The organism is Ruegeria sp. BG7, assembly GCF_056535685.1.
Window position 1 is genome coordinate 1,638,269 of record NZ_JBQFIU010000001.1, and the last position, 17,587, is coordinate 1,655,855.

Annotated in this window: 18 protein-coding genes; 11 read left to right on the forward strand and 7 right to left on the reverse strand. The window is 58.1% G+C overall.

The window, feature by feature from the left end; all coding sequences use genetic code 11:
- Nucleotides 1-7: 7 nt before the first annotated feature.
- Together ACR3EH_RS08185 and ACR3EH_RS08190 are read right to left on the reverse strand one after the other, a co-directional pair.
- A complete protein-coding gene (locus tag ACR3EH_RS08185) occupies nt 8-562 on the reverse strand; it encodes an NnrU family protein (protein WP_171183963.1) in 555 nt (184 codons plus the stop codon).
- A 6-nt stretch (nt 563-568) separates the two neighbouring features.
- Nucleotides 569-1,426: an HpcH/HpaI aldolase/citrate lyase family protein gene (locus ACR3EH_RS08190; RefSeq protein WP_171183961.1), complete on the reverse strand. Its 858-nt coding sequence runs from the start codon at nt 1,424-1,426 to the stop codon at nt 569-571.
- A 169-nt stretch (nt 1,427-1,595) separates the two neighbouring features.
- Here ACR3EH_RS08190 and ACR3EH_RS08195 point away from each other — a divergent pair, with 169 nt between their 5' ends.
- Nucleotides 1,596-1,901, forward strand: coding sequence for a hypothetical protein (locus ACR3EH_RS08195; RefSeq protein ID WP_171183959.1), 306 nt, complete (start codon nt 1,596-1,598; stop codon nt 1,899-1,901).
- Here ACR3EH_RS08195 and ACR3EH_RS08200 read toward each other — a convergent pair whose 3' ends face one another.
- Nucleotides 1,902-2,657 (reverse strand): sulfite exporter TauE/SafE family protein, encoded by a 756-nt coding sequence (locus ACR3EH_RS08200; protein WP_171093677.1) that lies wholly within the window; start codon nt 2,655-2,657, stop codon nt 1,902-1,904.
- A 161-nt stretch (nt 2,658-2,818) separates the two neighbouring features.
- Between ACR3EH_RS08200 and mdh the strand changes: the two genes are divergently transcribed.
- From mdh to lpdA, 10 genes are all read left to right on the forward strand, one after another.
- Entirely contained in the window at nt 2,819-3,781 is a 963-nt protein-coding gene (gene mdh / locus ACR3EH_RS08205) for a malate dehydrogenase (protein ID WP_171183957.1), read from the forward strand.
- 307 nt (nt 3,782-4,088) lie between these two features.
- Nucleotides 4,089-5,282 (forward strand): ADP-forming succinate--CoA ligase subunit beta, encoded by a 1,194-nt coding sequence (sucC, locus tag ACR3EH_RS08210; RefSeq protein WP_171183956.1) that lies wholly within the window; start codon nt 4,089-4,091, stop codon nt 5,280-5,282.
- Nucleotides 5,283-5,379: 97 nt separating this feature from the next.
- Nucleotides 5,380-6,207, forward strand: coding sequence for a glycosyltransferase family 25 protein (locus ACR3EH_RS08215; RefSeq protein WP_171183954.1), 828 nt, complete (start codon nt 5,380-5,382; stop codon nt 6,205-6,207).
- Between the two features lie 13 nt (nt 6,208-6,220).
- Entirely contained in the window at nt 6,221-7,102 is an 882-nt protein-coding gene (gene sucD / locus ACR3EH_RS08220; protein ID WP_171093685.1) for a succinate--CoA ligase subunit alpha, read from the forward strand.
- A 41-nt stretch (nt 7,103-7,143) separates the two neighbouring features.
- Nucleotides 7,144-7,683, forward strand: a complete 540-nt coding sequence (locus ACR3EH_RS08225) for a DUF805 domain-containing protein (RefSeq protein ID WP_171183952.1) — start codon at nt 7,144-7,146, stop codon at nt 7,681-7,683.
- On the forward strand, nt 7,680-10,637 hold the full coding sequence (locus ACR3EH_RS08230) for a 2-oxoglutarate dehydrogenase E1 component (protein ID WP_171183950.1): 2,958 nt from the start codon (nt 7,680-7,682) through the stop codon (nt 10,635-10,637). Before ACR3EH_RS08225 ends, ACR3EH_RS08230 begins: the two co-directional genes overlap by 4 nt.
- Before the next feature lie 3 nt (nt 10,638-10,640).
- A complete protein-coding gene (gene odhB, locus ACR3EH_RS08235) occupies nt 10,641-12,161 on the forward strand; it encodes a 2-oxoglutarate dehydrogenase complex dihydrolipoyllysine-residue succinyltransferase (RefSeq protein WP_171183949.1) in 1,521 nt (506 codons plus the stop codon).
- Between the two features lie 2 nt (nt 12,162-12,163).
- Nucleotides 12,164-12,433, forward strand: a complete 270-nt coding sequence (locus ACR3EH_RS08240; RefSeq protein WP_171093694.1) for a hypothetical protein — start codon at nt 12,164-12,166, stop codon at nt 12,431-12,433.
- Between the two features lie 85 nt (nt 12,434-12,518).
- Nucleotides 12,519-12,929, forward strand: coding sequence for an MAPEG family protein (locus ACR3EH_RS08245; protein WP_171183947.1), 411 nt, complete (start codon nt 12,519-12,521; stop codon nt 12,927-12,929).
- A gap of 69 nt (nt 12,930-12,998) precedes the next feature.
- Entirely contained in the window at nt 12,999-14,387 is a 1,389-nt protein-coding gene (lpdA, locus tag ACR3EH_RS08250) for a dihydrolipoyl dehydrogenase (RefSeq protein WP_171179119.1), read from the forward strand.
- Nucleotides 14,388-14,523: 136 nt separating this feature from the next.
- On the opposite strand, the gene ACR3EH_RS08255 is transcribed toward lpdA, so the two are convergent.
- Genes ACR3EH_RS08255 through ACR3EH_RS08270 form a run of 4 tightly spaced genes read right to left on the reverse strand, consistent with a single transcriptional unit; the run spans nt 14,524 to nt 17,429 of the window.
- Nucleotides 14,524-15,129: a pyridoxamine 5'-phosphate oxidase family protein gene (locus ACR3EH_RS08255; RefSeq protein ID WP_171675908.1), complete on the reverse strand. Its 606-nt coding sequence runs from the start codon at nt 15,127-15,129 to the stop codon at nt 14,524-14,526.
- Nucleotides 15,116-15,856 (reverse strand): lysophospholipid acyltransferase family protein, encoded by a 741-nt coding sequence (locus ACR3EH_RS08260; protein WP_171183943.1) that lies wholly within the window; start codon nt 15,854-15,856, stop codon nt 15,116-15,118. The genes ACR3EH_RS08255 and ACR3EH_RS08260 overlap by 14 nt, the downstream gene beginning before the upstream one ends.
- Nucleotides 15,856-16,755, reverse strand: coding sequence for a cell division protein FtsX (locus tag ACR3EH_RS08265; RefSeq protein WP_171183941.1), 900 nt, complete (start codon nt 16,753-16,755; stop codon nt 15,856-15,858). The genes ACR3EH_RS08260 and ACR3EH_RS08265 overlap by 1 nt, the downstream gene beginning before the upstream one ends.
- Nucleotides 16,752-17,429, reverse strand: a complete 678-nt coding sequence (locus ACR3EH_RS08270) for a cell division ATP-binding protein FtsE (protein ID WP_171093705.1) — start codon at nt 17,427-17,429, stop codon at nt 16,752-16,754. The genes ACR3EH_RS08265 and ACR3EH_RS08270 overlap by 4 nt, the downstream gene beginning before the upstream one ends.
- Nucleotides 17,430-17,587 lie beyond the last annotated feature (158 nt).

Below are 17,587 nucleotides of genomic sequence, written 5' to 3' on the forward strand. Positions count from 1 at the left end.
GAGGTCCTTATGAGCCGAACGGAGACGGGCCGACCAGCCCATGGATATAGCCGATGATCCCCAACAGTACGATCGAGGCCACAAAGAACATCGCGTCCTTACCGTAAGTTCCGGGCTCAGCCGGGCTCCATTCGGGTTCGGACTTGTTGATCACGATCACCTCGACCACGGCCCATGCCAAAAGCCCGCCAAACAGGATGATCGAAGCCAGATCGCCGTTCACCAGCAAATGCGCAAAGGCCCACAGCTTGAAGCCGCCCAGCATCGGATGGCGCAGCTTGTTCAGCAAACGGCCTTTTGTGCCAGCAGGGCTCATCATGTAGATCGCGATCAGCACCAACAGGTTGTTGACGTGGATCAGAAAGGTCGGCGGTGCCCAGACAAAGATGAAATCGGTCATACGATAGCCGAAGATCATCAACAGAATCGACGCGACCAGAGCCAAGGCTACTGCGCCCTTGCCACCGTTGCCCATCGCGGCCCGGCGTTCAGGCGCCACGCGTTTGAACAGGTGCGCCGCCCACCACAGCGCCACACCAAGAATTAGAAGAACAAAGCCCATGCTGGCTTACCCCGCTTGCAAAGCTGAAATCGCCTCTGCTTTTGCCAGAATTTCGCGGGCCGTTGCAACGTGCAGGTTTTCAACAATTTTGCCGTCAACAACAGCAACACCCTGGCCTTGTGCTTCGACTTCTTCAAAAGCCGTGATCTGACGGCGGGCCAAATCGATCTCGTCGTCAGACGGCGCGTAGGCGGCATTTGTGATTTCCACCTGAGCCGGATGAATCAGTGTCTTGCCGTCGAAGCCCATATCGCGGCCTTGTGCGCATTCAGCGGCAAGACCTTCGCCATCCTTGAACGCGTTGTATACGCCATCAACGATGATCAGACCTTCGGCCTTGGCAGCCAGCAGACACAGACCCAATGACGTCATAAGCGGCAGACGGTCCGGGCGGAAACGGGTTTGCAGCTCTTTCGCCAGATCATTGGTGCCCATGACAAAGCCAGTCATCAGAGGATGAGCGGCAATCTCTGCCGCGTTGAGCATCCCGCGCGGCGTTTCCATCATGGCCCAAATCGGCAGATCTCCGGTGATCGCTGCAAGTGCATCCACGTCGGCTGCCGAGTTTACCTTGGGCAACAGAACAACGTCAACATCCATATCTCGCACCGCCTCGGCGTCGGCACGACCCCATTTGGTGTCCAATCCGTTGATCCGCACGATCTTGACCCGCGCCCCGTAACCACCAGTGGCCAAGGCTGCCTTGAGCGTTTCGCGCGCGTTGTCCTTCTCATCTGCTGCGACGGCATCCTCCAGATCAAAGATGATCGCATCCACAGGAAGGGTCCGTGCCTTGTCCAGAGCCCGGTCTCTTGAACCTGGGATGTAAAGAACCGAACGATAGGGGCGCTGACGAGGATCCATGGACCACTCCCATTGAAATAAAGTTGCGCGGAATGGGGCATTTTTTGCCGGAAAGTTCAAGGAGAAATTTGCCGCAGCGCAGCAAAAGCGACGCAACGTGCTTTGCCTTAACCGAATTTCGCCACCTCGGCCCCACCCTGAGCAACAGATGGAATCGAAGGGGTACGGGATGGACAAGACACTGTTCAAGTTGACAATGGGTCTGGGGATCATGGTTCTGGCGGCACAACAGGTACAGGCTGCGGGCCAGAACTGCGCGCCGCGAGAGGACGTGTTGACACGGCTTCATGAAACTTATGGCGAAACGCGCCGGGGCCTTGGGCTGGCCCGGCAAGGCGCGGTTATGGAGCTGTTCGCTTCAAGCGAAAGCGGCAGTTGGACGATCACGGTGACTTTGCCGAACGGGATCACGTGCTTGGTGACCTCCGGTCAGGCTTATGAGGAAGTCGCGGACGCCTTGCCACCGAATGCCTGATTACGTAAGCGCGTCCCAGATCAGTTTGCTGCCCGTTAAGGTCAACAACACGTAGGCAATTCCAAAGAACAGGCGTTCGGACATCATGAAATGCGCCCGAACGCCAATCCATGCCCCAAGAATAGCAAAAGGTGTCAGCAGCAAATCCGCCAGTGCCGTATGCCATGTGAACAAACCCAAAAAGGCGTAAGGCACAAACTTTGTGATGTTGATGACCCAAAAAACCAGCACAGTGCTGGCCTGAAACTCGGTTTTCGACAGTTTTTGTGACAACAGGTATACAGCAGCCGGCGGACCCCCGGCGTGGCTGACAAAGCTGGTAAAACCGGCTACCAGCCCCGCAAACAAACCGGCCGAAGGGGGTAGACGGTTGGCAAAACCGCGCACCCACCCTTTGGTCTGCGCGACGTGCCAGATGACGAAACCAACCGAGATGCCGCCGATCAGTAACCGCAGCAGATCGTCGTCCGTTGCCCGGTAGAGCCATGCACCCAGCGCAACACCCGGTACACCCCCTAAAATCAGCAGCCACGAATCTGCCCAACTCCACCTCTTCCAATAGGGCCCCAAAGTGGCCACATCGATGACCATCAGAATCGGCAGCATCAGCGCCAAAGCCTGCCCCGGCTCCAGTATCAGCGCCAGAATCGACGAAGACGCAAAGGCCACGCCCGAGCCGAAACCGCCCTTTGAGATACCTGCAAATATCACCGCAGGGATCGCCACAGCAAAAAACATCAGGTTCAATTCGAACATGCACCGATCCCGGTTTTGGCTTGTCTCAAAGGCCCTTTAGCGCAATCACACATGGATCCGCAAACGGTATGCGGTTGTATGCCACGTCGCAGAACCCTTGCCTATTGCCGTTTTAGCGACTAGCACGACCGCGATTTCAAAACCGACCGGAGATATTCCAAATGGCCAGACCCAAGATTGCGCTGATCGGCGCGGGGAACATCGGCGGCACGCTTGCGCATCTTGCAGCTGTCAAAGAACTGGGTGACGTAGTCCTGTTTGACATCGCTGACGGACTGCCGCAGGGCAAGGCGCTCGACATTGCCGAGTCCGGCCCATCCGAAGGCTTTGACGCCTTGATGAAGGGCACAAGCGACTATGCCGATATTGCTGGTGCGGATGTATGCATCGTGACCGCTGGCGTGGCTCGCAAGCCGGGCATGAGCCGCGATGACCTGCTGGGCATCAACCTGAAAGTCATGAAGTCGGTGGGTGAAGGCATCGCCGCGCACGCACCCGATGCCTTCGTGATCTGTATCACCAACCCGCTGGACGCGATGGTGTGGGCTCTGCGCGAATTCTCGGGTTTGCCGCACAACAAGGTTTGCGGCATGGCTGGTGTTCTGGACTCGGCGCGCTTCGCACACTTCCTGTCGGAAGAATTCAACGTCTCGATGCGTGACGTCACCGCATTTGTGCTGGGTGGTCACGGCGACACCATGGTGCCTTCGGTACGCTATTCGACAGTTGCCGGCATCCCGCTGCCCGATCTGGTCGAAATGGGCTGGACCACGCAGGAAAAGCTGGACGCCATCGTTCAGCGCACCCGTGACGGTGGCGCGGAAATCGTTGGCCTGCTGAAAACAGGTTCCGCTTATTACGCGCCTGCCACTTCGGCAATCGAAATGGCCGAAGCTTATCTGAAAGACCAGAAACGCGTTCTGCCTTGCGCTGCCTATTGCAGTGGTGAGCTGGGTGTTGATGGTCTGTACGTTGGCGTCCCAACTGTGATCGGTGCAGGCGGTGTTGAACGTATCGTCGACATCAAGCTGAACGAAGACGAGCAGGCCGGTTTCGACAACTCGGTCAACGCCGTGAAAGGCCTGATCGACGCGTGCAAAGGCATCGACAGCTCGCTGGCGTAAAACTGCGTTCAGATTGGAACTCAAGACCGGCCCATTTCTGGGCCGGTTTTCTTTTGCCCAGATTAATCAGGGTCGCGAATGTTGGCGCAAACGTCGCAAATCCCTTTTTTGAATGTGATTTTCGGTCCTCGTTCAGATTTTTCGAATCAATTCATCCGCTGGCTATTTTTGTGATCACACGCTAAAAACCCGTGATCACAAATAGCGAAAATCTTCGCTAAAAACCCATTGGACATCAAAAAACCCTTTAAACTTGACCGCTAGACACCCCTATAACGGTTAAACGCAGTCAGACGGGACAATTTCGATGAACATTCACGAATATCAGGCCAAAGCTCTTCTTCGCAGCTATGGCGCTCCGGTCTCCGATGGTCGCGCCGTGCTGCGCGCCGAGGAAGCCAAAACCGCAGCCGGTGAACTGGACGGCCCGCTTTGGGTAGTCAAAGCGCAAATCCACGCAGGCGGACGCGGCAAGGGTTCCTTCAAAGAAGCCGACGCCGGTGAAAAAGGCGGCGTGCGTCTGACCAAATCGGTCGAAGAAGCCGCCGAGGAAGCCAAGAAGATGCTGGGCCGCACGCTGGTCACGCATCAGACCGGCCCCGCAGGCAAGCAGGTCAACCGCATCTATATCGAAGCTGGTTCGGGCATCGAACGTGAACTGTACCTGGCCCTTCTGGTAGACCGCCAGACCAGCCGCATTTCGTTTGTCTGCTCGACCGAAGGCGGCATGGACATCGAAGAAGTGGCCGCTGCGACGCCCGAGAAAATCCTGTCCTTCTCGGTTGACCCTGCGACGGGGTATCAGCCCTATCACGGTCGCCGCATCGCGTTCTCGCTGGGCCTGCAAGGCGCTCAGGTCAAGCAATGCGTCAAACTGATGAACCAGCTGTATAATGCCTTCGTCGAGAAGGACATGGAGATGCTGGAGATCAACCCGCTGATCGTCTCGGACAGCGGCGACCTGAAAGTGCTGGATGCCAAGGTCGGGTTTGACGGCAACGCCGTTTACCGCCACCCGGATATTGCAGAACTGCGCGACACGACCGAGGAAGACCCCAAGGAACTGGAAGCTTCCAAGTACGACCTTAACTATATCGCGCTGGATGGTGAGATCGGTTGCATGGTCAACGGCGCGGGTCTGGCGATGGCCACCATGGACATCATCAAGCTGTACGGGGCTGAGCCTGCCAACTTCCTCGACGTGGGTGGCGGTGCCACCAAAGAGAAAGTGACCGAGGCGTTCAAGATCATCACCTCGGACCCGCAGGTCAAAGGCATTCTGGTTAACATCTTCGGCGGCATCATGCGCTGTGACGTCATCGCCGAGGGCGTTGTCGCCGCGGTGAAAGAGGTCGGTCTGCAGGTTCCGCTGGTCGTGCGTCTGGAAGGCACGAATGTCGAGAAAGGCAAAGAGATCATCAACACCTCTGGCCTGGACGTGATCGCGGCAGACAACCTGAAAGACGGTGCCGAGAAGATCGTGAAGGCCGTTAAGGGTTAAGCTGCTTGCGGTGGGGTTGGCTTAAAGCCCGCCCCACAGCGCGAACAACTCAGCAAGTGTTTTTTGTTGAGAGGAATCGAAAGAAGCAATCGATCTGATGACCATCCCCATCTTCCTCATAGGTCTAGAACGCGCCACAGGGCGGGCGCGTTTGATGGAGCAGGAACTGCAAAAGGCAGGCCTGTCGGCGACGCGCGTTAATGCTGTTGATTGCGACGCCGCCACCCGTGAGGATTTCCTGCGCGAATGCAAGGCCGAGGGGCCGTGGGGTTATTTCCATACCAAGGATATGGCATGCACCCTCAGCCATGCCAAAGCGTGGGAAGCATTGATCGCCTCGGGCGCGGAGCAGGCGTTGATCCTTGAGGATGACGTGTTTCTGTCACCGGAACTGGCCGATTGGCTGAATGACCCGTCCTGGTGGCCCGCAGATGCCGATATCGTTCGGTTTGAACGCTGGCGCAGCACCAAGCTTTATGTCGCGCTCGGGCGCAAGCGGTTGATCCATCTGGGGCGGGAGCTGCGCCTGATGCGGTCTCGCCATCCCGGAGGCGCTGCATACGCGCTGACACGGCAAGCGGCACAGCATTTTCTGGCACAGAAACCCTATGATATCACGTTGGACGGGCTATTGTTTAACCCGTCAGCCTCACCAGCGGCGCGTCAGATCAATATCTATCAGGTGATCCCGGCCATGGTCGAACAGGGCAACGAAGCGCCCGGGGAATACAATATGGGGGCACCGCGCAGTCGGCCCACAGGCTGGCCATTGGTCCGGCAAAAGATACGGCGCGGCATTGTTGAAATCAGCAGCGGGCTGCGCACCACGGCCAATCTGGCCTTGGGTCGTGCCACGCTCGAAAAAATACCTTATGCGCCGCAGGTTCTGCCGGCGACTGAACCCAATCAATCCAACACCGCCTAGAGAAAGGGACAAAATGGCAGTCCTCATCGACGAAAACACTAAAGTGATCTGTCAGGGCTTTACCGGCTCGCAGGGCACATTCCACAGCGAACAGGCCATTGCCTATGGCACCAAGATGGTCGGCGGCGTAACCCCCGGCAAAGGCGGGATGGAGCATCTGGGCCTGCCCGTGTTCAACTCGGTCCACGAGGCCAAGCATGTGACCGAAGCCAACGCCTCGGTAATCTACGTGCCGCCGCCTTTTGCGGCTGACTCGATACTCGAAGCGATTGATGCCGAGATGGAGGTGATCGTTTGCATCACCGAAGGTATCCCGGTTCTGGACATGATGAAGGTGAAGCGCGCGCTGGAAGGCAGCAAGTCACGCCTGATCGGCCCGAACTGCCCCGGTGTCATCACGCCCGACGCCTGCAAGATCGGCATCATGCCCGGCCACATCCACAAGCGCGGCTCGGTCGGCGTTGTGTCCCGTTCGGGTACCCTGACCTATGAGGCCGTCAAACAGACCACCGATGTGGGTCTGGGCCAGTCCACCTGCGTGGGCATCGGCGGCGACCCGATCAAAGGCACCGAGCATATCGACGTGCTGGAATGGTTCCTGGCCGATGACGAAACCACATCGATCATCATGATCGGTGAGATCGGTGGCTCGGCCGAAGAAGAAGCGGCGCAGTTCCTGGCGGATGAGGCCAAGAAGGGCCGCAAAAAGCCGACCGCCGGTTTCATCGCAGGCCGCACGGCTCCTCCGGGCCGCCGCATGGGTCACGCCGGCGCGATTGTCGCCGGTGGCAAAGGCGGTGCCGAGGACAAGATCGAAGCCATGCGCTCGGCCGGTATTGTCGTAGCCGAAAGCCCGGCGCAGCTGGGTGAAGCTGTGCTGGAAGCGATTGGCTGATATAGCAGCTTCGGCTGTCTAATCGGGGAGGAACGGAACACATGACCTTTAGTGAGGCTGTCAGAACGTGTTTCTCCAAATTCTTCACTTTTTCGGGCCGTGCATCGCGGCCCGAATACTGGTTCTTTTTCCTGTTCGTCGTGATCTGGGGCTTCATCGCCGGGATCATCGACTGGCAGTTCTTCACGCAGGTCTCGGTCACCGAAAGCGATGAGGTGAAATCCGTCACCGCCACGTCCAGCCAACCGGTCCAGAGCATTGTCGGCCTGATCGTCTTTTTCCCCCATCTGGCCGTCGCATGGCGGCGGATGCATGACACCGGGCGCAGCGGGCTTTACGCCTTACTGCCGGTCCTTTTGATCCTTGGCGCCTTTGCGGTTCTGATCTTTGGCATTGGTATTGCCAGCCAGTTCCATGGCGGAACGCTCGACATATTGTTTACCCGCGCAACATTGCTGATCGTCATTCCGACACTTATCGTTCTTTTTGTGTCGCCCCTCCTGGTTCTGTGGTGGCTGACCCGCCCCAGCCAACCAGGCACCAACCAATACGGTCCCAACCCATATGAGGTAGCCCAATGACCGAACACTCGCCCAACTCTGCCTTTCATGCCTCAAGCTTCATGCAGGGGCACAATGCCGAATATCTGGAGCAGCTTTACGCCCAATACACCAAGAACCCTGGTGCCGTAGACGCGGCCTGGGTTGAGTTTTTCAAGGCTATGGGTGACGCCGCGCCGGATGTGCAGCGCGAGGCCGAAGGGCCTTCTTGGGCGCGGACCGACTGGCCGCCCATGCCTGCCGATGATCTGACAGGCGCGCTGACCGGGGAATGGGCCGAGATTGACGCCAAAGCGGCGGGCAAGAAGATCAAGGACAAGGCGGCTGACAAGGGTGTTGAGGTCAGCGATGACCAGATCAAACGCGCCGTGCTGGACAGCCTGCGCGCCCTGATGCTGATCCGGGCCTATCGGATCCGGGGCCATCTGGCCGCAGATCTGGACCCGCTGGGGATGCGCGCGGCATCCAATCACCCAGAGCTGGATCCAAAGACCTACGGCTTTACCGACGCCGACATGGACCGGCCGATCTTTATCGACAACGTTCTGGGGCTTCAGGTGGCCTCGATGCGGCAGATCGTCGAGATTGTGAAGCGGACCTATTGCGGCACCTTTGCGCTGCAATACATGCATATCTCGAACCCCGAAGAAGCCGCTTGGCTGAAAGAGCGGATCGAAGGTTACGGCAAGGAAATCGCGTTCACCAAGGAAGGCCGCAAGGCGATCCTGAACAAGATGGTTGAGGCCGAGGGTTTTGAGAAATTCCTGCACGTCAAATACATGGGCACCAAACGCTTTGGTCTGGACGGCGGTGAAGCGCTGATCCCTGCAATGGAGCAGATCATCAAGCGCGGTGGTGCGCTTGGCCTCAGCGACATCGTCATCGGGATGCCGCACCGGGGGCGTCTGAACATTCTGGCCAACGTGATGGGCAAACCATACCGCGCCATCTTCAACGAATTCCAGGGTGGCAGCTTCAAGCCCGAGGATGTGGATGGTTCAGGCGACGTGAAATACCACCTCGGCGCATCCAGCGACCGTGAGTTTGACGGCAATTCTGTGCACCTGTCACTGACCGCCAACCCCTCGCACCTTGAGGCGGTGAACCCGGTGGTTCTGGGCAAGGTTCGCGCCAAACAGGATCAGCTTGGTGACACGGATCGCACCAAGGTCATGGCCATCCTGCTGCATGGCGACGCGGCCTTTGCCGGTCAGGGTGTCGTGGCCGAAGGGTTTGGTCTGTCTGGTCTGCGCGGTCATAAGACCGGCGGCACTATGCATATCGTGGTAAACAACCAGATCGGCTTTACCACTGCGCCGCACTTCTCGCGCTCGAGCCCCTATCCGACGGATATCGCGTTGATGGTTGAAGCGCCGATTTTCCACGTGAACGGGGATGACCCCGAAGCCGTGGTACATGCCGCCAAGGTGGCAACTGAGTTCCGTCAGAAGTTCCACAAAGATGTGGTTCTGGATATCTTCTGCTACCGCCGGTTTGGTCACAACGAGGGCGATGAGCCCATGTTCACCAACCCAATCATGTACAAAAAGATCAAAACGCACAAAACCACGCTGTCCCTGTACACCGAGCGTTTGGTCAAAGACGGCCTGATCCCCGAGGGTGAGATCGAGGACATGAAGGCCGCCTTCCAGGCACACCTGAACGACGAGTTCGAAGCCGGAAAAGACTATAAGCCCAACAAGGCTGACTGGCTGGACGGGCGTTGGTCACATCTGGACAAGAACAAAGACGAATACATGCGCGGCGAGACAGCGATCACGCCCGAGACTCTGGCCGAGGTTGGCGGCGCGCTAACCCGCGCCCCGGCTGGGTTTGCATTGCATAAGACAGTCGGTCGTCTGCTGGACCACAAGAAGCAGATGTTTGAATCCGGCACGGGCTTTGACTGGGCCACCGGTGAGGCGCTGGCCTTCGGATCGCTGTTGACCGAAGGATACCCGGTGCGTCTGGCTGGGCAGGACGCCACGCGCGGCACGTTCAGCCAGCGCCATTCGGGATTCATCCACCAAGAAACCGAAGAGCGGTATTACCCGTTAAACAACATTCGCGCAGGGCAGTCGCACTACGAAGTGATTGACTCGATGCTGTCCGAATATGCGGTGCTTGGGTTTGAATACGGCTATTCGCTGGCCGAACCCAATGCGCTGGTCCTTTGGGAAGCCCAGTTCGGCGATTTCGCCAACGGCGCGCAGATCATGTTTGACCAGTTCATCAGTTCAGGTGAATCGAAATGGCTGCGGATGTCCGGTCTGGTCACGCTGCTGCCGCACGGGTTCGAAGGCCAAGGCCCCGAACACTCATCCGCACGTCTGGAACGGTTCCTGCAAATGTGCGGTCAGGACAACTGGATCGTCGCGAACTGTACGACGCCCGCAAACTATTTCCACATCCTGCGCCGACAGCTGCACCGCACCTTCCGCAAGCCGCTGATCCTTGTGACACCCAAATCGCTGCTGCGCCACAAACTCGCGGTTAGCACCGCCGAGGATTTCACAACCGGTTCCAGCTTCCACCGGGTGCTGTGGGATGACGCGCAAAAAGGTAATTCGGACACCAAGCTGGTGGCGGATGACAAGATCAAGCGGGTCGTCATGTGCTCGGGCAAGGTCTATTTCGATCTGCTGGAGGAACGTGACGCGCGCGGCATCAACGACATCTACCTGATGCGTATCGAGCAATATTACCCCTTCCCTGCGCATTCGCTGATCAACGAGCTTGAGCGTTTCAAAGGGGCCGAGATGGTCTGGTGTCAGGAAGAACCCAAGAACCAGGGTGCCTGGTCGTTCATTGAACCCAATATCGAATGGGTCCTGACCCGGATCGGCGCAAAACACAAACGTCCGGTCTATGCCGGTCGCGCAACATCGGCCTCGCCCGCGACGGGTCTGGCCAGCCAACACAAAGCCCAACAAGAAGCGCTGGTGAACGAAGCGCTGAGCATCAAAGGAAAGTAAGCGATGACGATTGAAGTTCGTGTTCCCACGCTTGGCGAGTCGGTCACCGAAGCCACTGTTGCCACATGGTTCAAGAAGCCCGGCGATGCGGTCGCCGTGGATGAGATGCTGTGTGAGTTGGAAACTGACAAGGTCACAGTGGAAGTGCCTTCTCCCTCTGCGGGTGTGATGGCAGAGATTGTAGCCGCCGAAGGCGACACCGTTGGCGTTGATGCTCTGCTTGCCACCATCACGGCTGGCGAAGGCGCGGCTGCTGCCCCGGCTGCAGCGCCGGCAGCAGCGGCCACTGCTGCCGCGCCAGCTGCTGCGGGTGGGTCTGTTGATGTCATGGTTCCTACACTTGGAGAATCCGTCACGGAAGCCACCGTTTCAACCTGGTTCAAACAGGTTGGCGACAGCGTCGCGCAGGACGAAATGTTGTGTGAATTAGAAACCGATAAAGTCTCGGTCGAGGTTCCGGCTCCGGCTGCGGGTGTTCTTGCTGAAATCGTTGCGCCGGAGGGTGCAACTGTGGATGCAACCGCCAAGCTGGCGGTAATCTCTGGCGCTGCCGCGGGCGCGGCATCTGTACCTGCTCAGGCGGCAGCAGCGGCCCCGGCAACCGCAAGCACCGGCAAGGACGTGGCGAATGCACCCTCTGCTGAAAAAGCGATGGCCGAGGCCGGATTGTCAGCAGATCAGGTCACTGGCACCGGTCGCGATGGTCGCATCATGAAGGAAGACGTGGCAAAGGCAGTCGCTACGGCTGCGGCTCCGGCGCCAGCACCGGCGGCACCGGCCCCGGCCGCTCAGGCTCCGCGTGCGCCGGTTGCGGCTGAAGACGAGGCCCGCGAAGAACGCGTGCGCATGACCCGTCTGCGTCAGACCATCGCCAAGCGTCTTAAGGATGCGCAAAACACGGCCGCGATCCTGACCACCTATAACGAGGTGGACATGACCGAGGTGATGGCCCTTCGGAACCAATACAAGGACCAGTTCGAGAAGAAACATGGCGTGCGTCTTGGTTTCATGTCGTTCTTCACCAAGGCCTGTTGCCATGCGTTGAAAGAAGTGCCCGAGGTGAATGCCGAGATTGACGGCAATGACATCGTCTACAAGAACTTCGTCCACATGGGCGTCGCCGCTGGCACACCGCAAGGTCTGGTGGTGCCGGTCATCCGCGATGCGGACAGCATGTCCTTTGCCGCGATCGAAAAAGCCATTGCCGAAAAGGGCAAGCGCGCCCGCGACGGTAAACTGTCCATGGCTGAAATGCAGGGCGGCACGTTCACCATTTCGAACGGTGGTGTTTATGGCTCGCTGATGTCATCGCCAATCCTGAACCCCCCGCAGTCGGGTATTCTGGGGATGCACAAGATTCAGGATCGTCCGATGGTCATCAATGGTGAGATTAAGATCCGCCCGATGATGTATCTGGCGCTGTCCTATGACCACCGGATCGTTGACGGCAAAGGCGCGGTGACCTTCCTTGTTCGCGTGAAAGAGGCGCTGGAAGACCCACGCCGCCTGCTGATGGATCTGTAACCATGGCGACACATGTACTCTGGCAGGCCGATGTGGCCGATTTCGACGTCTGGCTGAAAGTCTTCAAGGAAGATCGAAAGATGCGTGAGGCCGCGGGTATCCGCGACCTCCACATCTGGCGCGACCCTGAGCAGAAAGATCATGCGGTGGCATTGTTCGAAATCACCGATTTGGAGCGCGCGCAGAACTTTATCGAGTCAGAAGAACTCGCCATGCACCATGAACGTGGCGGCGTGGCCCATATTCACACAAAAGTTCTGACACCCGTCTGAACACGATGGCGGAGCATCAGGGGTGACACACCTTTTGCACACGCTCCGCCACAGAACTCATACGTACTCAACACGGCGTCTTGCAATGAACGCAGAACTGACAGCACTGACCATGGCCGCCCTTCTACAGGTTCTGCAGTTTGTTCTTATGGCAGTCCCTGCAAATCTGGAATTGGGTCCGGGCAAAACCATGTCACCCCGTGACAGGGCCAGATTGGGCGGGGCCTTGGAAGATCAGCTCTCGGATGGGACAGCGCGGCTCTACCGTGCCCTCAACAACCATTTCGAAGGCTTGATCCTGTTTGCCATAGCTTGTGTCGTCGTCACCGTTTCAGGCAAGGAAAACGCACTGACGGCCACCTGCGCCTGGACCTATCTGGCCGCGCGGGTGCTGTATGTTCCGGCATACTATTTCGGTTGGAAACCGTGGCGCAGCGTCATTTGGTTCTTCGGGTTTCTGGCCACAACCCTCATGCTTTTGGTGGTTTTGCTATGAGACCGCCACCCCATATCCTGTTCAGAGGTTCCCGCCCTGCAACAGCCCGAATTCTCAAGGAGATCTTCCATGGCAAACTATGACGTTATCGTAATCGGCGCCGGTCCCGGCGGCTATGTCTGCGCCATCCGCTGCGCCCAGCTCGGTCTGAAAACCGCCGTCGTCGAAGGGCGCGACACGCTGGGTGGAACCTGCTTGAACGTAGGTTGCATTCCGTCCAAGGCGCTGCTGCATGCCAGCCATCAGTTGCACGAAGCCGAGCATAACTTTGCCAAGATGGGCCTGAAGGGCAAAAGCCCTTCGGTCGACTGGAAACAGATGCAGGCCTACAAGGACGAGGTGATCGAAGGCAACACCAAGGGCATCGAATTCCTGTTCAAGAAGAACAAGATCGACTGGCTGAAAGGCTGGGGATCGATCCCTGCCGCTGGTCAGGTCAAGGTTGGCGATGAGGTTCACGAAACTAAGAACATCATCATTGCGTCTGGGTCCGAACCCTCTTCGCTGCCTGGTGTCGAAGTAGACGAGAAAGTCGTTGTGACCTCAACCGGCGCACTATCGCTAGGCAAGATCCCGAAGAAAATGGTCGTCATCGGCGCAGGCGTGATCGGACTGGAACTGGGTTCGGTCTACAGCCGTCTGGGGGCTGAGGTGACTGTGATCGAGTTCCTCAAGGAAATCACACCAGGCATGGACCCCGAAGTGCAAAAGACGTTCCAGCGCATCTTGAAGAAGCAGGGCCTGAACTTTGTGATGGGTGCTGCGGTGCAAAAGACCGAGGCGACCAAGACCAAGGCCAAGGTCACCTACAAACTGCTCAAGGATGACAGCGAGCACGTGATCGACGCCGATACCGTTCTGGTCGCCACTGGGCGCAAGCCGTATTCCGACGGTTTGGGACTGGACGCCTTGGGTGTTGAGATGACCCAACGCGGCCAGATCAAGGTGGGTTCCGACTGGCAAACCAACGTGCCGGGCATCTATGCCATCGGCGACGTCACCGAAGGCCCGATGTTGGCGCACAAAGCTGAAGACGAAGGCATGGCCGCAGCCGAACAGGTTGCGGGCAAACATGGGCATGTGAACTATGGCGTTATTCCCGGCGTGATCTACACATGGCCCGAAGTCGCAAATGTGGGTGAGACCGAAGCAACCCTGAAGGAACAAGGGCGCGCCTATAAAGTCGGCAAGTTCATGTTCATGGGCAATGGGCGCGCCAAGGCGAACTTTGCCTCGGACGGGTTCGTGAAAATCCTCGCCGACAAGGAAACAGATCGCATTCTTGGGGCTCACATCATTGGCCCGGCTGCGGGTGATCTGATTCATGAGGTCTGCGTTGCGATGGAGTTCGGCGCTTCGGCAGAAGATCTGGCCCTGACCTGCCACGCGCACCCAACCTATTCAGAGGCTGTGCGCGAAGCCGCGCTGGCCTGCGGTGACGGGCCAATCCACTCCTGATCCGATACTTGTGAAACCGGAGTTTTGCGAGGCTCTGCCTCGCGCTCCGAGGTATTTTGAGCCAGATGAAGCGGGGGATCCCGACTTTGTCTGGTTCATAGTTATCCAGGGCAGGTGTGGCAGGGCAGAACCGCTGTTACCATATGGTTTTCCGGGCGCGCCCGTGCCATTCCGCATCATAATGTGCGCCACCTTCGTCGCCGCCGGATGCCTCGGCAAGCAGCTCGCCCACGGTTGGAAGCTGCGCGCTTTCATCCTCGCTGGTCCAGGTTCGAGCCCGCATCAAAGCGCGCGCGCATTGGCTGAAAATTTCGCTGATCTCAATCAGAATAACGGTCGCCGGGCGTTTGCCGTGTTTTTCAAACCGGGCGCGTAGCTCTTCGTCAGCCGTGAGTTTTGCGGTTCCGTTCAATCGAATGACTGTGTTCGATCCGGGCACGAAAAACATCAATGAAACACGTGGGTCGCGCACGATGTTCCGCAGGGAATCCAAACGGTTGTTGCCACGCCAATCTGGCATGGCCAGTGTTCGCGGGTCCAATTCCAGCACAACCGGGCCATTATCGCCACGCGGGCTGCCGTCCACGCCTTCTGGACCGACGGTACTGAGCACACAAAGGCGCGATGCCATAATCCATTTGCGATACAATGGTGTCAGATGACGAACGACCTTACGCAAAGATGGTGCGCCGGGTTTCCCATAGTGGGTTTCCAGCGTTGCAATGTCGTCAATGGTGTCCATCAGGATCAAACCCCACTTCGCGCATCAGTTCATTCGAGCGTGTTTCAATCACATCTTCCAATCGACCAAGAAAATCGTCGCGCTCAACCCCGGGTTCAATTGGCTCAAGAAAATCCACGATCGCGAGGCCGGGTTTGCGCATGACCCCGGTCCGGGGCCAAAACACTCCGGCATTTGTAGCCACTGGCACACAGGGAACTCCGAGACCTTCATAAAGAACGGCTGTACCGATCTTGTACGGTTTCTTAACCCCTGGTGCGACGCGCGTGCCTTGAGGGTAGATCACCAGTTGCCCAGGTTCTGAAAACTCTTTCGCCACGTCCTTTACCATCTTCGCAACCGCTGCGCCGCGCTTGCCGCGATTGACCGGAATACAGCCAAGCCGACGGGCATACATTCCGATGACCGGTGTAAACAGGAGTTCACGCTTCATGATGAACTTCCCATGGGGAATAGCGCTGAAGATCATGATGATATCAAGGAACGACTGATGCTTGGCACCCACGACCACTTCATTGGTTGGCGCGGTACCCCGAACCTCACACCGAATACCCACCATCCAACGGGCCAGCCACATAGTGCTGTGTGCGTACGTTTTACACGCCCTCAGAGCCCCGCGTTTCGAGAACAGGGCGTAAGGCAGAAATACAATGCCAAGGATCAGCATCCAGGCGTAGATCACGATCATGAAGACCAAAGAGCGCACCCACTGAACGGCTTTGAACATCAGGAAAGTTCCTTCAACTTGCGTCGGGCCGCAGCCCAGGTGGCGAAAAAGGCGACAGCCGCGCCAAGAATGGGGATGAGAATGGGCAGCACCCAATCGGTGCCCTGAAAGCCCACCCCGCTCAGAAAGCCGCCGGCATCCGAGGCTTCGGGCAGCAACAAAACGCCCGTCATACCCAGCAAGGTCCCAACAAAGGCACCGAAAAAGGCGCGATAGGTAAAGCGCCGGACAAAAGCCCCGGCGATAAATCTGTCGCGCGCGCCAACCAGACGCAACACCTCGATGATCTGCGCATTGGCCGCCAGAGACGCATTTGCCGCAAGCGTGATCATGGCAGCGGTCGCCCCCCCGATCAGCAGGATCGAGATCCACCCCAAACGCCGTAGCGACATAGCCGCCTCGACAAGAGGTTCACGCCATCGCGTATGATCATCCAGCACCGCGCCCGGCACTTCGGCTCCCAGACGCAAACGCAGCCCCATAACATCCATTCCCGGTTCACCTTCGGTGATTTCGATGAGCTGCGGGATGGGCAAACTGTCCAAAGGCAGGTCCGGTCCGAACCACGGCGACAAAAGCGCGGCCTGTTCCTCGGCACTTAAGGCGCGAGCAGACGCGACGCCAGGTGTCTGGCTGAGCACCGACAAGGCTGCTTCAGTCTGCGCAGCAAGCTGCTCTGCGGGGGCATTGATCCTCAAGGTGGCCGCTCCCGCCAGTTCCGAGGCCCAACGGTCGGCGATCCGGCCAGACGCAAGCGCCAACGCCAGTGCAAACACCACCAGAAATGCCATCGCCCCGGCAACAAACAAAGTCAGATGAGCGGTGTATCCGGTTGGCGGAACGACACGGTTCGCCCGCGAATCGCCACGCAGCAGGGTGTTTACCTCAGCTCTGGTCATAGGTCGGCCCCCGCCAGATGCAGCTTGCGCTGAGAGATGCGCAATACGCGTGCCTGAACCTGGCTTTTGGCCGCGCGGATCAGGCTCATGTCATGGGTTGCAATCAAGACCGTCTTGCCCATGCGGTTCAACTCGATCAGCAGGCGTAGCAGACGTTGGGACATTTCCCAATCCACATTGCCCGTGGGCTCGTCCGCCAAGACAACATCAGGCGACAGGATGACAGCGCGGGCCAAGGCAGCGCGCTGACGTTCGCCTCCGGACAATTCAGGCGGGTGTGCTTCGAGCCGCGCGCCAAGCCCCACCCAACTGAGCAATTCGTTCAGATTGTCCTGTTCTGACGTTTCAGATCGCCCGGACACCATCAGCGGCAAAGCCACGTTTTCCGCAAGCGTCATATGGTCCAAGAACTGACAATCCTGATGTACGACACCGACACGACGACGCAGCACAGCCAGTTGATCCCGGTCAAGTGAGGAAATGTCCTGATCAAATACGCTCAGACGCCCCGAGGTTGGCAGCAGGGCCCCATAACACAGTTTCAGCAGCGTTGTTTTGCCCGCCCCGGACGGGCCGGTCAGAAAGTGAAACGATCCCGGCTGCAATTGAACCGAGACGTCGCTCAGCAATTCGCCGCCACCGTAGGTGTAGCTGACATTTTCCAGCTCGATCACACGTGCCCCCTTTATTTGCCGCTCTTCTTGCCCGAGCAGGGTGGCGGATTCAATGGCTCTACCGAGTCCAATTGGTGACACTTGGCCCATGAAACCGAAAACGCCCTTTGCTGACGGGTCTTAACGGAATATCATCCCTGAAAAAACTATTATCGGCC

Coding starts and splice junctions, on each gene's coding strand:
- ACR3EH_RS08185 (WP_171183963.1), bottom strand. CDS start 562: ATGGGCTTTGTTCTTCTAATTCTTGGTGTGGCGCTGTGGTGGGCGGCG.
- ACR3EH_RS08190 (WP_171183961.1), bottom strand. CDS start 1,426: ATGGATCCTCGTCAGCGCCCCTATCGTTCGGTTCTTTACATCCCAGGT.
- ACR3EH_RS08195 (WP_171183959.1), top strand. CDS start 1,596: ATGGACAAGACACTGTTCAAGTTGACAATGGGTCTGGGGATCATGGTT.
- ACR3EH_RS08200 (WP_171093677.1), bottom strand. CDS start 2,657: ATGTTCGAATTGAACCTGATGTTTTTTGCTGTGGCGATCCCTGCGGTG.
- mdh (WP_171183957.1), top strand. CDS start 2,819: ATGGCCAGACCCAAGATTGCGCTGATCGGCGCGGGGAACATCGGCGGC.
- sucC (WP_171183956.1), top strand. CDS start 4,089: ATGAACATTCACGAATATCAGGCCAAAGCTCTTCTTCGCAGCTATGGC.
- ACR3EH_RS08215 (WP_171183954.1), top strand. CDS start 5,380: ATGACCATCCCCATCTTCCTCATAGGTCTAGAACGCGCCACAGGGCGG.
- sucD (WP_171093685.1), top strand. CDS start 6,221: ATGGCAGTCCTCATCGACGAAAACACTAAAGTGATCTGTCAGGGCTTT.
- ACR3EH_RS08225 (WP_171183952.1), top strand. CDS start 7,144: ATGACCTTTAGTGAGGCTGTCAGAACGTGTTTCTCCAAATTCTTCACT.
- ACR3EH_RS08230 (WP_171183950.1), top strand. CDS start 7,680: ATGACCGAACACTCGCCCAACTCTGCCTTTCATGCCTCAAGCTTCATG.
- odhB (WP_171183949.1), top strand. CDS start 10,641: ATGACGATTGAAGTTCGTGTTCCCACGCTTGGCGAGTCGGTCACCGAA.
- ACR3EH_RS08240 (WP_171093694.1), top strand. CDS start 12,164: ATGGCGACACATGTACTCTGGCAGGCCGATGTGGCCGATTTCGACGTC.
- ACR3EH_RS08245 (WP_171183947.1), top strand. CDS start 12,519: ATGAACGCAGAACTGACAGCACTGACCATGGCCGCCCTTCTACAGGTT.
- lpdA (WP_171179119.1), top strand. CDS start 12,999: ATGGCAAACTATGACGTTATCGTAATCGGCGCCGGTCCCGGCGGCTAT.
- ACR3EH_RS08255 (WP_171675908.1), bottom strand. CDS start 15,129: ATGGACACCATTGACGACATTGCAACGCTGGAAACCCACTATGGGAAA.
- ACR3EH_RS08260 (WP_171183943.1), bottom strand. CDS start 15,856: ATGTTCAAAGCCGTTCAGTGGGTGCGCTCTTTGGTCTTCATGATCGTG.
- ACR3EH_RS08265 (WP_171183941.1), bottom strand. CDS start 16,755: ATGACCAGAGCTGAGGTAAACACCCTGCTGCGTGGCGATTCGCGGGCG.